The sequence below is a fragment of the Arthrobacter sp. DNA4 genome (genome assembly GCF_024362385.1).
In the GTDB taxonomy this organism is placed as follows: domain Bacteria; phylum Actinomycetota; class Actinomycetes; order Actinomycetales; family Micrococcaceae; genus Arthrobacter.
The window spans coordinates 2,485,424-2,497,978 of sequence record NZ_CP101466.1 but is presented as its reverse complement, the minus strand read 5'-3'; the positions used below and the strand labels follow the sequence as shown (position 1 = coordinate 2,497,978).

Genomic DNA, 12,555 nt, shown 5'->3' with positions numbered 1-12,555 from the left:
CGGGCCGTTGTGGCGTGCCCGCCCGGCATACAGCATCTGACCACGCGGCCAGACAAAGAAACCAGAGGAAACCAGTGGCAACCACTAACGACATTAAGAACGGAACGGTCCTGAAGCTCGAGGGCCAGCTCTGGAACGTCATCGAATTCCAGCACGTCAAGCCCGGCAAGGGCGGCGCCTTTGTCCGGACCAAGATGCGCAACGTGATGTCCGGCAAGGTTGTTGACAAGACGTTCAACGCCGGGCTCAAGATCGAAACGGCAACCGTTGACCGCCGCGATTACCAGTACCTGTACCAGGACGGCGCAGACTTCGTCTTCATGGACACCTCGGACTACGACCAGATCACCGTGTCCGGCGCCACGGTTGGTGACGCCACCAACTTCATGCTCGAGAACCAGATGGTCAACATCGCCATCCACGACGGCAACCCCCTCTACATCGAACTGCCGCCGAGCGTTGTCCTGGAAATCACCTACACGGAGCCGGGCCTGCAGGGCGACCGCTCCTCCGCAGGCACCAAGCCCGCCACCCTGGAAACCGGCTACGAAATCCAGGTCCCGCTGTTCATCGAGAACAACACCAAGGTCAAGGTGGACACCCGCGACGGCAGCTACCTGGGCCGGGTTTCTGAGTAGTGAGCGCCCGCGGTAAAGCCCGCAGCAGGGCACTGGATGTTCTTTTCGAAGCGGAGCAGCGCTCTGTTTCGGCGTTCGACGTGCTTCGCGCACGCCGGGAAAAGACCGACCAGGTGGTCAACCCCTACACCTTGGAGATTGTCGAAGGCGTAGTGTCCCAGCAGGCCGCCATCGATGAGTTCCTGGAGACCTACTCGCAGGGCTGGACCCTGGAGCGCATGCCGTCCGTGGACCGCATCATCCTGCGCATCGGCACCTGGGAGCTTCTGTACAACGACGACGTCCCCGATGGCGTAGCGGTCAGCGAGGCTGTTGCGCTGGCCAAGACGCTGTCAACGGACGAGTCTCCGCAGTTCATCAATGGCCTTTTGGGCCGGCTGCAGCAGCTGAAGCCTTCGCTGCTCGCCTAGCCTCCCCGCAGGACAACGCGATAGGGCCCCGCCGCAGGCGGGGCCCTATCGCGTTCCCACGGGTGCAGGTTCAGCGGCCACGGCCGCCCGCAGTGAGAGGATGCGCTGCAACTGCTGCCTTTCCTCGGCCTGGTGGAGCGGCACGTCCCGTCCGCTGAGGATGCGCTGCCGGGTGTTGGCAAGCTGCGTGGCGGCTTTCATGAACTGCTTCATTTGCCGCTTCCGGCCGGAGTTCGCAGCCCAGGCCAGGGCGGTGCGCCGGCCGCCCAAAGTGGCCAGCAACTGGACCTCAGCCGGGGTGAACCAGCCCGCCGCCGAGTACTCCATCAGCCGCTGCCGCGTCAGCCGCTTCTCGGCCACCCGCAGGAAGATGATGCCGGCCACGGCCAGGACGAAGATCGGCAGCTGGACCACGATGTAGTCCAGCAGGAAGCCCTGGCCCATGCTGTTCCACCTGTTGTGCAGGAACATGGTAAGCAGCAGGCCCACGAAGAAGGCGCCAATGGACGCGCCGGTGTGCCAGCGCCGTGCGGCGAAGCCCATGACAAGGCCGGTGGTGCCGGTGAAGATGGCATGCGCGAACGGGGACATGACGCCGCGGAGGAAGAAGATCTGCGCGAAGTCACTGGCCGGTGACGCGGACTCCGAGATGGCCCGGCCGAAATAGAGGATGTTCTCGGTGAACGCGAACCCGCCGGCGATGGTGAACGCAAACACCACGCCGTCCACGGGGCCGTCGAACTGCCGCCGCGCCGTGAGCAGGAGGATCAGCAGCCCAAGGGACTTGGCGAATTCCTCCACGATGGGCGCCTGCACTGTTGCCATATAGGTCTGCAGGTCAGGCTGGTCGGTGAACTGGAATGCGATGACGAAGAACGGCTGGATCAGCAGGGTGACTGCCACGGACACCGCCGCGCCCCACGTAAAGGCGAAGAACAGCAGGCGTTTCGGCTCCGGCTCCCACCTGTCGATGATGTGGACCGCTGTCAGGACCACCGCCAGCGGGATCAGGGACGCCAGGAAACCAATCAGGAATCCCGCGGCGCCCGTGTTGGACAAAAGGAACGGCACCACCAGGAACAGGCTCAGGAAAGCGAGCACGCCGCCGGCAATCGACAACCCCACCAGCCCGCCGCGGGCCCGCGTCGCATGCAGCACCGTTCCCTGGGCCTGGGCCGGCACCATCACGGCCAGCGGCTGGCCCTGGTGGCCCGGGGCAGCCCGGTAGTGTTCCGGCTGCACATGGCCCATCCAGCTGGGGTTGGCCTGCTGGGGCAGGGGACGGTAGCCGCCGCGGTAGTGGTCGTCGGGGAGGCCGGAGGGAGGCTGCTGCGGGTACGTCGGCATACCCGAAAGCCTAAGCGGGTGCTGCCGCACCACAAAGGACCCGGCCTCAGGGCCGCCGGAATGTGATCAGCGCCGCGTTGTCCGGGCACGGGCCCGGCAGGGACCGTGTGGTAATTTTGAACAGCAAACATTCCTTTTTTAATTCCGTCCTGTGAGGCGGGGAAAGGGGAGACGAGCGTTGACATCTGTCACCAGCGCACCGGTTCCAGCCAGGGTTGTCCTCAGCCAGGCGGACATTGACCGGGCCCTCACTCGTATCGCCCACGAGATCCTCGAAGCCAACAAGGGATCCCGGGACCTGGTCCTTTTGGGTATTCCCCGCCGCGGTTACCCGCTGGCTGTCCGGCTGGCTGAAAAGATCGCTGCCGCGGACAACACCGTTGACGCCGCTGCCATTGTGGGCCAGCTGGACGTCACCATGTTCCGTGATGACCTCTCCCACCAGGGGACCCGGCCGCCGTACCCCACCAGGCTGCCCCGGACCGGCATCGACAACAAAGTAGTGGTGCTGATCGACGACGTCCTGTACTCGGGCCGCACCATCCGCGCCGCCCTTGACGCCCTGGTCGACCTCGGCCGCCCGCGTATTGTCCGGCTCGCGGTCCTGATTGACCGGGGCCACCGTGAACTTCCCATCCGCGCGGACCATGTAGGCAAGAACCTGCCCACTTCCTCCGCCGAAAAGGTCCGGGTCCGGCTGGAGGAAACGGATACGTCCGATGCCGGAGCGCCGGTCAACGAAGTCGTGATTGAGGGCGGCGCATGAAACACCTCCTGTCCACCGGCGACCTCAGCCTTTCGAACGCCATCCGCATCCTTGACACTGCCGAGGAAATGTCGGCAGTGGGGGAGCGGGAAGTGAAGAAGCTTCCGGCACTGCGTGGCCGCACCGTCGTCAACCTCTTCTTCGAGGACTCCACCCGCACCCGCATCTCCTTCGAAGCCGCGGCCAAGCGGCTGTCGGCGGACGTCATCAACTTTGCCGCCAAGGGGTCCTCCGTTTCCAAGGGTGAGTCCCTCAAGGACACTGCCCAGACCCTGTCCGCCATGGGGGCGGACGCCGTCGTCATCAGGCACTGGGCCTCTGGCGCACCGCACCGGCTGGCTGCCACCGACTGGATCGACGCGGCCGTCATCAACGCCGGCGACGGCACCCATGAGCACCCCACCCAGGCCCTCCTCGATGCCTTCACCATGCGCCGGCACTGGGCCCGCCTTGCCGGCACGGATTCCGAAGGAACGGACCTTAAAGGCATGCGGGTAGCCATCGCAGGTGACGTCCTGCACTCCCGCGTGGCGCGGTCGAACGTATGGCTGCTCCGTACCCTTGGCGCGGAGGTCACGCTGGTGGCGCCCCCCACCCTGTTGCCGGTCGGCGTCGACAAGTGGCCCTGCAGCGTCAGCTACGACCTGGACCAAACCCTCGCAAACGGCGTTGACGCCGTCATGATGCTCCGGGTCCAGGGCGAACGCATGAACGCATCGTTCTTCCCGAGCACCCGCGAATACTCCCGCCGCTGGGGCTTCGACGACAACCGGCTCCGGGCCCTCGATGACCTCGGCATGACGGACACCATCATCATGCACCCGGGCCCCATGAACCGTGGGCTGGAGATCAGCGCAGCCGCCGCAGACTCACCCCGCTCCACCGTCCTGGCCCAGGTCCGCAACGGCGTGTCCGTGCGGATGGCCGCACTGTACCTGCTGCTCTCCGGGGACACCCGGGAACCAGCCGCAACCCGGGCACCGGCCTACGCCGCCGCCCCGTCCACCAAGGAGAGCAACTGATGGCAGGCAACACCGGAACGTACCTCATCCAGGGCGCCGCCATCCTGGGCGGCGACCCCACTGACCTGCTGGTCCGCGACGGCATCATCGCCGAGGTCGGCCACGGCCTGTCCGCTGATGGTGCCACCGTCATCGACGCCGCCGGACTGGTGGCCCTGCCCGGCATGGTGGACGTCCACACCCACCTCCGCGAACCCGGCCGCGAGGACGCTGAGACGGTGGAGACCGGCACGCGTGCCGCAGCGCTGGGCGGTTACACAGCGGTCCACGCGATGGCCAACAGCACGCCCGTGGCCGACACCGCGGGCGTCGTGGAACAGGTTTACACGCTTGGCCGCGCCGCCGGGTGGGTGGACGTGCGCCCGGTGGGCGCCGTCACCGTGGGCCTGGCGGGGGAGCAACTGGCCGAGCTGGGTGCCATGGCCGATTCCCGCGCCCGGGTGCGGATGTTCTCCGACGACGGCATCTGCGTCCACGACCCCGTGCTGATGCGCCGCGCACTGGAATACGTCAAAGCGTTCGACGGCGTGGTGGCCCAGCACGCGCAGGAACCGCGCCTGACCGCAGGGGCCCAGATGAACGAGGGCGACGTCTCCGCCGTCCTCGGCCTCACCGGCTGGCCCGCCGTGGCCGAGGAAAGCATCATCGCCCGCGATGTCCTCCTGGCCCAGCACGTCGGTTCCCGCCTGCACGTGTGCCACGTGTCCACGGCAGGCTCGGTGGAGATCATCCGCTGGGCCAAGGAACGCGGCATCGACGTCACGGCCGAGGTCACCCCGCACCACCTGCTGCTGACCGACGACCTGGTGCGCAGCTACGACCCCGTCTTCAAGGTCAACCCGCCGTTGCGCACCGACGCCGACGTCCAGGCATTGCGCGCAGGCCTGGCAGACGGCACGATCGACGTTGTGGGTACCGACCACGCACCGCACCCCAGCGAGCACAAGGAATGCGAGTGGGCGCAGGCCGCCATGGGCATGACCGGACTGGAAACGGCCCTGTCCGTCGTCCAGCACGCCATGATCGAGACCGGCCTGATGACGTGGGCGGACTTCGCACGGGTCACGTCCACGGCGGCTGCGAAGATCGGCCGGTTGAGCGACCAGGGCAGGCCCATCGAAGCCGGGGAACCCGCCAACCTCATCCTGGTGGATCCGGCCGCGCGCTGGACGGTGGACCCCTTCCAGATGGCAACCATGGGCCGCAACTCGCCCTTCAAGGGGAGGGAGCTTCCGGGCAAGGTGGTGGCAACCTTCTTCAGGGGGCACGCCACCGTCCTCGACGGCGCGCTCAACTCGCCCCACCCGGATGCCGCCGCAACCCCTGCAGGCGCTGCCTGATGGACAAGATCCTTCCTGGCCTTGCCATGCTGGCGGTGGTCGCCGTCGTGTTTGTCCTCCTCGCAGTGGGGTGGCGCAACCGCCTGAAGCGCCAGTCCGACGTCGGGCAACTGCCCCAGGTGCCTGCAGCGCCGGGCGAGCCCACCGCCGTTGCCGAGGGGCAGTACGTGGCCACCACAACGGCCGGTGACTGGCTTGACAGGATCGCAGTGCACGGGCTGGGCATCCGCAGCAACGCCACCCTTGAGGTGTACCCGCACGGTGTCCTCTATGAGCGCTCCGGTGCCCCTGCCCTGTACATCCCCGCGGCATCCCTCACGGAAGTCCGGCAGGACAGCGGCATGGCCGGGAAGTTCGTGGAAAAGGACGGCCTCCTGGTGCTCGGGTGGACGCACGGCACGCACGACCTGGATACCGGCTTCCGAACCCGCCGCGCCGCGGACAAGGACGTGGTGTACCAGGCCCTTCAGGATTTGATTTCGTCAGCCCCAGCGGCTGGTGCCACCAGTGGAAAGTAAGACAGTGAAAGCGAATACATTGACAGCAACCACCTCCGCTCCTGTATCGGCCCCGGCTGCGCTGGTTCTCGAAGACGGACGCATCTTCCGCGGCACCAGCTACGGCGCCACCGGCACCGCCCTGGGCGAGGCCGTCTTCGCGACCGGCATGACCGGCTACCAGGAAACCATCACCGATCCCTCGTATGCCCGCCAGCTGGTGGTGCAGACGGCCCCGCACATCGGCAACACCGGCGTGAACGATGACGACGCCGAGTCCCGGCGCATCTGGGTGGCCGGCTACATTGTCCGCGACGCCGCGCGCCGGCCCTCCAACTGGCGTTCCGAGCGGTCGCTGGATGAGGAGCTGGTGGCCCAGGGCATCGTCGGCATCCAGGGTGTGGATACCCGTGCCATCACCCGCCACCTGCGCGAGCACAAGACCATGCGCGCCGGCATCTTCTCCGGCGGGGCAGCGCAGGCCACGGACAAGGAACTGCTCGACGCCGTCCTGGCCAGTGCCCCCATGGAGGGTTCGCGCCTGGCGGAGGAAGTCAGCGTCGACGAAGCCTACGTGGTGGAACCGAAGGACCATGGCTGGGAGGGCGAGCCCCGCTTCAGCATCGCGGCGATCGACCTCGGCATCAAGGCCATGACCCCGGTGCGGTTCGCCGAGCGCGGCGTCCGCGTCCACGTGCTCCCGGCCACCGCCACCCTGGAGGACGTCAAGGCCGTCAACCCGGACGGCTTCTTCATGTCCAACGGCCCGGGCGATCCCGCCACCGCCGACGCGCAGGTGAAGCTGCTGCGCTCCGTCCTGGACGAGAAGCTGCCCTACTTCGGCATCTGCTTCGGCAACCAGATCCTGGGGCGGGCCCTCGGCTTTGGCACCTACAAGCTCCGCTACGGCCACCGCGGCATCAACCAGCCCGTGATGGACCGCCGCACCGGCAAGGTGGAAATCACCTCCCAGAACCACGGCTTCGCCGTGGACGCCCCGCTCGACGGCGCCACCCAGGCTCCGGAGGCACGCTACGGCCGGGTGGAAGTCAGCCACATCAGCCTGAACGACGACGTCGTGGAAGGCCTCGCCTGCCTGGACATCCCGGCCTTCTCCGTCCAGTACCACCCCGAGGCTGCGACCGGCCCGCACGACGCCGCCTACCTGTTCGACCGGTTCATCGACCTCATGCAAGGCACGCGGGACGGCCGGAACGCCAACCTGTCCAAGGACCCGGTGGACTCCGCACACCCCGCCGGCGCCGACCACAAAAACGACAACAAGACTGAGGACAAGAAGTAATGCCGAAACGTACAGATCTCAAAAGCGTCCTCGTCATTGGTTCCGGCCCGATCGTCATCGGCCAGGCCGCCGAGTTCGACTACTCCGGCACCCAGGCCCTGCGGGTCCTCAAGGAGGAAGGCCTGCGCGTCATCCTCGTGAACTCCAACCCGGCCACCATCATGACCGACCCCGAGTTCGCCGACGCCACCTACGTTGAGCCCATCACCCCCGAGGTGGTGGAGAAGATCATCGCCAAGGAACGTCCCGACGCCGTGCTGCCCACCCTGGGCGGTCAGACCGCGCTGAACACCGCTATCGCCCTGGACAAGAACGGTGTGCTGGAGAAGTACAACGTGGAACTGATCGGCGCCAACATCGCGGCGATCGAGCTCGGCGAGGACCGCGAGAAGTTCAAGGGCGTCGTTGAGCGCTGCGGCGCCGAATCCGCCCGCAGCCACATCATCCACAGCATGGACGAGGCCCTCACTGCGGCCGTGGACCTTGGCTACCCCATGGTGGTGCGCCCGTCCTTCACCATGGGCGGCCTGGGCTCCGGCCTGGCCTACAACGAGGATGACCTGCGCCGCATCGTCGGCCAGGGCCTGCAGTACAGCCCCACCAGCGAGGTGCTGCTCGAAGAGAGCATCCTGGGCTGGAAGGAATACGAGCTCGAAATGATGCGGGACAAGAACGACAACGTGGTTGTCGTCTGCTCCATCGAGAACTTCGACCCTGTGGGTGTGCACACCGGTGACTCCATCACCGTGGCTCCGGCACTGACCCTCACCGACCGTGAGTACCAGAAGCTGCGCGACGTTGCCATCGCCGTCATCCGCGAGGTAGGCGTTGACACCGGCGGCTGCAACATCCAGTTCGCCATCGACCCCGCCACCGGCCGCGTGGTGGTCATCGAAATGAACCCCCGCGTCTCCCGCTCCTCGGCACTGGCATCCAAGGCCACCGGTTTCGCCATCGCCAAGATCGCCACCAAGCTCTCGCTCGGCTACACCCTGGACGAGATCCCCAACGACATCACCCAGAAGACCCCCGCGTCCTTCGAACCCACCCTGGACTACGTGGTGGTCAAGGTCCCGCGGTTTGCCTTCGAAAAGTTCCCGGCGGCGGACAACACCCTCACCACCACCATGAAGTCCGTGGGCGAAGCCATGGCCATGGGCCGCAACTTCACCGAGGCCCTGCAGAAGGCCCTGCGCTCCCTGGAGCAGAAGGGCTCGCAGCTGGACTTCAGCTCCGTGCCGGAGTACCAGGTCGAGGAACTGATCGAGAAGGCCAAGCGCCCCACCACCGAACGCCTGCACCAGGTCCAGCGCGCCCTCCTGGGCGGTGCAACCGTGGAACAGCTCTTCGAAGCCACCAAGATCGACCCGTGGTTCCTGGACCAGCTCCAGCTGCTCAACGAGATCTCCCACGAGATCCGCCAGGCGGGCGCCCTCACGGCAGACATGCTTAAGCGCGCCAAGCGCCACGGCTTCTCCGACGAGCAGATCGGTGCGCTGACCCACAACTCCGAGGCCGTGGTCCGCGGTGTGCGCCAGGCCCTGGGTATCCGCCCCGTCTACAAGACCGTGGATACCTGCGCCGCGGAGTTCGCCGCGTACACGCCGTACCACTACTCGGCCTACGACGAGGAGGACGAGGTTGCGCTGCACTCCAAGCCGTCCATCCTGATCCTCGGCTCAGGCCCCAACCGGATCGGCCAGGGCATCGAGTTCGACTACTCCTGCGTCCACGCCTCCATGGCGCTGCGCAAGGCAGGCTACGAGACCGTCATGGTCAACTGCAACCCGGAAACCGTCTCCACCGACTACGACGTCTCCACCCGCCTGTACTTCGAGCCGCTCACGCTCGAGGACGTCCTGGAGGTCATCGCGGCCGAGGAACGCACCGGCGGCGTCATGGGCGTGTTCGTCCAGCTCGGTGGCCAGACTCCGCTGAAGCTGGCCCAGCAGCTGGCCGACGCCGGCGTGCCGATCCTGGGCACCTCCCCGGAAGCCATCGACCTGGCCGAGCACCGCGGCGCCTTCTCCCGCGTGCTGGACAAGGCCGGCCTGGTCTCGCCCAAGAACGGCACTGCCGTTTCCTTCGAGGACGCCAAGACGATCGCCGACGAGATCGGCTACCCGGTCCTGGTCCGCCCGTCCTACGTCCTGGGCGGCCGCGGCATGGAAATCGTCTACGACGAGCCCAACCTCTCCCGCTACATCGCCAACGCCACCGAGATCACCCCGGACCACCCGGTACTGATCGACCGGTTCCTGGAGGACGCCGTCGAAATCGACGTTGACGCCCTCTTCGACGGCACCGACATGTACCTGGGCGGCATCATGGAGCACATCGAGGAAGCCGGCATCCACTCCGGCGACTCCGCCTGCGTCCTGCCGCCCATCACCCTGGGAAGCAACGTTATCGAACGTGTCCGGGTGGCGACCCGTGCCATCGCCGAAGGCGTGGGCGTGCGCGGCCTGATCAACATCCAGTTCGCGCTGGCCTCGGACGTGCTGTACGTCCTGGAAGCCAACCCCCGCGCCTCGCGCACCGTGCCGTTCGTATCCAAGGCCACCGGCGTCCAGATGGCCAAGGCCGCTGCCCTCATCGGCACCGGCGTGACCATCAACCAGCTCCGCAGCGCCTACAAGATGCTGCCGGAAACCGGTGACGGCTCAACCCTGCCGCTGGACGCCCCCGTGGCCGTCAAGGAAGCAGTGCTGCCGTTCAGCCGGTTCCGCACGCTTGAAGGCAAGGTAGTGGACTCCCTGCTCGGCCCGGAAATGCGCTCCACCGGCGAAGTCATGGGCATCGACAAGCACTTCGACACCGCCTTCGCCAAGAGCCAGGCCGGCGCCAACAACGCCCTCCCCACCGAGGGCAAGGTGTTCGTCTCCGTGGCCAACCGCGACAAGCGTTCCGTGATCATGGGCGTCAAGCGGCTCTCCGACCTCGGCTTCGAGATCGTCTCCACCGGCGGCACCGCCGACGTCCTGCGCCGCAACGGCATCCAGGCAACCCCGGTGCGCAAGGTTGCCGAGGGCAGCAGCGCCGAGGGGAGGGCACCATTGCCGACCTCATCGTGGCCGAGATCGACATGGTCTTCAACACGCCCTCCGGCGGCGAAGCCCGCAGTGACGGCTACGAGCTCCGTGCCGCGGCAACGTCCATCGGCATTCCGTGCATCACCACGGTGGCCGAGTTCAACGCCGCCGTCCAGGCCATCGAGGCCATGCGCACCTACGAGTGGTCTGTCACCAGCCTGCAGGAGCACGCTGCAGCGCTGGCCGAGTCGCAGAAGGCGGCCCTGCAGCATGCCTGAGCAGGCAGCCACTGCCGGCCGGGAGTCCTTTGGCTCCCGGCTCGGCGCGGCCATGGCCGCCCGTGGGCCCCTCTGCGTTGGCATTGATCCGCACCCGGCACTGCTGAAGAGCTGGGGACTGGACGACGACGCCGCGGGGCTTCGGCGCTTCTCGCTGACGGTCCTGGAGGCAGTGGCTTCGCTCGCTGCCGCCGTGAAGCCCCAGGTGGCACTTTACGAACGCCACGGTTCTGCCGGCATGGCGGTGCTGGAGGAGGTCCTGGCCACGGCCCGGGACGAATCCGTGCTCAGCATCGCCGACGCCAAGCGCGGCGACATCGGATCCACCATGGCCGCCTACGCGGACGCCTGGCTGCGCGACGAGTCTCCGCTCGCGGCGGACTCCGTCACGCTGAGCCCCTACCTCGGCTTCGAGTCCCTTCGCCCCGCGCTTGACCTCGCGGCGGAAACCGGGCGGGGCGTGTTCGTGCTGGCGCTGACGTCCAACCCCGAGGGAGCCTCGGTCCAGCACGTGGGCGGAAAGGATTCCGTGGCCCGCAGGATCACGGAGTCCGCGGCAGCGGAGAACTCGCGGTACCCCGAAAGCCTCGGTTCTGTTGGCCTGGTGGTCGGCGCCACCGTCGGCAGCGCCCTGGCAGACCTGGAACTGGACCTTGCTGCGGTCCGTGGCCCCATCCTGGCGCCCGGCCTCGGGGCCCAGGGGGCAACGCCGGCTGACCTTCGGGCCACCTTCGGCGCTGCCTACCCGCTGGTCCTGGGAACCTCCAGCCGGGACATCCTGTCGGCCGGACCGGAAACGCGGGGCCTGCGCGAGGCCGCGCTGCGGACGCTGGACGGACTGCGGGGCGAATAGGCCTGCAATTGTCCGGATGCATTGATTCAGGCTGCACCAGAGGGTAGTTTCAGGACAGGTCCAAGGGCGGCCGCCCTTGGATGAATCCGCCGACTTCGGGGGTGTCCGTGATGGTCCTGCGACCTCTATCTGCGTCGGAACGGGCCGACGCCCTGGGCAAGGCGGCAGCAGCCAGGGCAACGCGTGCCGCCGCCAAGGAGAGCCTCCGGAACGGCGACAGATCGGCGGCGGACATCATCAGCTCCGCGCTGGAGGACGACGCCCTGGCCCGCATGCGGGTTTCTGAACTGCTCGAAGCCCTGCCCGGCATCGGAAAGGTGCGGGCCGCCGCCATCATGCAGCAGCTGGGCATCGCAGCGTCCCGCAGGGTCCGGGGCCTGGGCGTCCACCAGCGCCGCGCGCTGGTAGATTTTATAGACGAGCACTGAGGCAGGCGGCGCCTGCCCTTCCCCAACCGTGGCAAAAGGAATACGTGAGCAAGAAACCTGGACTGACAGTCCTCGCAGGTCCGACGGCTGTTGGCAAAGGCACCGTGTCCACCTATATCCGGGACAACTACCCGGAGGTTTGGCTTTCCGTCTCCGCCACCACCCGGGCGCCCCGGCCGGGCGAGGTGGACGGTGTCCACTACTTCTTCAAGACCAAGGAGGAGTTCGAGAGGCTCATCGCCGACGGTGAACTCCTGGAGTGGGCCGTTGTCCACGGCCAGAACACCTACGGCACCCTCAAGAGCACCGTCAACGCGGCCATCGCGGAGGGCCGTTCGGTGCTCCTGGAGATCGACCTCCAGGGTGCACGGCAGGTGAAAGCGGCCGTTCCCGACGCCCAGTTCGTCTTCCTCGCCCCGCCAACGTGGGACGAGATGGTGCGCCGGCTGGTGGGCCGCGGCACAGAAACCCCCGAAGAACAGCAGCGTCGCCTGGAAACCGCTAAACTGGAACTTGCTGCTGAACCGGAGTTCGACCACACCGTCATCAATGACGACGTCCGCCGGGCAGCGGACGAGCTTGTTTCACTCATGGGGCTGACACCGCATCCACACCTGCCGGAACCGTCAGCCCGCTAGGAA

11 protein-coding genes and 1 pseudogene are annotated in these 12,555 nt (G+C 67.0%); 11 read left to right on the top strand and 1 reads right to left on the bottom strand.

Annotation, left to right across the window (positions count from 1 at the left end; translation table 11 throughout):
* Positions 1-74 precede the first annotated feature (74 nt).
* Entirely contained in the window at positions 75-638 is a 564-nt protein-coding gene (gene efp / locus NMQ03_RS11465; RefSeq protein WP_141160347.1) for an elongation factor P, read from the top strand.
* The gene (gene nusB, locus NMQ03_RS11460; protein ID WP_141160348.1) at positions 638-1,048 is read left to right on the top strand and encodes a transcription antitermination factor NusB; all 411 of its coding nucleotides are present in this window, start codon (positions 638-640) and stop codon (positions 1,046-1,048) included. Before efp ends, nusB begins: the two co-directional genes overlap by 1 nt.
* Before the next feature lie 45 nt (positions 1,049-1,093).
* Here nusB and NMQ03_RS11455 read toward each other — a convergent pair whose 3' ends face one another.
* The gene (locus NMQ03_RS11455) at positions 1,094-2,395 is read right to left on the bottom strand and encodes a PrsW family intramembrane metalloprotease (RefSeq protein ID WP_255172314.1); all 1,302 of its coding nucleotides are present in this window, start codon (positions 2,393-2,395) and stop codon (positions 1,094-1,096) included.
* Positions 2,396-2,573: 178 nt separating this feature from the next.
* On the opposite strand from NMQ03_RS11455, the gene pyrR reads away from it, so the two are divergent.
* From pyrR to gmk, 9 genes and pseudogenes are all read left to right on the top strand, one after another.
* Positions 2,574-3,161: a bifunctional pyr operon transcriptional regulator/uracil phosphoribosyltransferase PyrR gene (gene pyrR / locus NMQ03_RS11450; RefSeq protein ID WP_141160350.1), complete on the top strand. Its 588-nt coding sequence runs from the start codon at positions 2,574-2,576 to the stop codon at positions 3,159-3,161.
* Positions 3,158-4,183: an aspartate carbamoyltransferase catalytic subunit gene (locus NMQ03_RS11445; protein WP_255172313.1), complete on the top strand. Its 1,026-nt coding sequence runs from the start codon at positions 3,158-3,160 to the stop codon at positions 4,181-4,183. Before pyrR ends, NMQ03_RS11445 begins: the two co-directional genes overlap by 4 nt.
* Positions 4,183-5,523 (top strand): dihydroorotase, encoded by a 1,341-nt coding sequence (locus NMQ03_RS11440; RefSeq protein ID WP_255172312.1) that lies wholly within the window; start codon positions 4,183-4,185, stop codon positions 5,521-5,523. The genes NMQ03_RS11445 and NMQ03_RS11440 overlap by 1 nt, the downstream gene beginning before the upstream one ends.
* Positions 5,523-6,041 (top strand): hypothetical protein, encoded by a 519-nt coding sequence (locus NMQ03_RS11435; protein WP_255172311.1) that lies wholly within the window; start codon positions 5,523-5,525, stop codon positions 6,039-6,041. Before NMQ03_RS11440 ends, NMQ03_RS11435 begins: the two co-directional genes overlap by 1 nt.
* Before the next feature lie 19 nt (positions 6,042-6,060).
* A complete protein-coding gene (carA, locus tag NMQ03_RS11430) occupies positions 6,061-7,323 on the top strand; it encodes a glutamine-hydrolyzing carbamoyl-phosphate synthase small subunit (protein ID WP_255172310.1) in 1,263 nt (420 codons plus the stop codon).
* Positions 7,323-10,633 (top strand): annotated as a pseudogene (gene carB / locus NMQ03_RS11425) (carbamoyl-phosphate synthase large subunit). Before carA ends, carB begins: the two are co-directional and overlap by 1 nt.
* The gene (pyrF, locus tag NMQ03_RS11420) at positions 10,626-11,486 is read left to right on the top strand and encodes an orotidine-5'-phosphate decarboxylase (RefSeq protein ID WP_369693178.1); all 861 of its coding nucleotides are present in this window, start codon (positions 10,626-10,628) and stop codon (positions 11,484-11,486) included. The pseudogene carB and the gene pyrF overlap by 8 nt, the downstream one beginning before the upstream one ends.
* A 110-nt stretch (positions 11,487-11,596) precedes the next feature.
* Positions 11,597-11,914, top strand: a complete 318-nt coding sequence (gene mihF / locus NMQ03_RS11415) for an integration host factor, actinobacterial type (protein WP_201302514.1) — start codon at positions 11,597-11,599, stop codon at positions 11,912-11,914.
* A 44-nt stretch (positions 11,915-11,958) separates the two neighbouring features.
* On the top strand, positions 11,959-12,552 hold the full coding sequence (gene gmk / locus NMQ03_RS11410; RefSeq protein WP_255172309.1) for a guanylate kinase: 594 nt from the start codon (positions 11,959-11,961) through the stop codon (positions 12,550-12,552).
* The last annotated feature ends 3 nt before the right edge of the window (positions 12,553-12,555 follow it).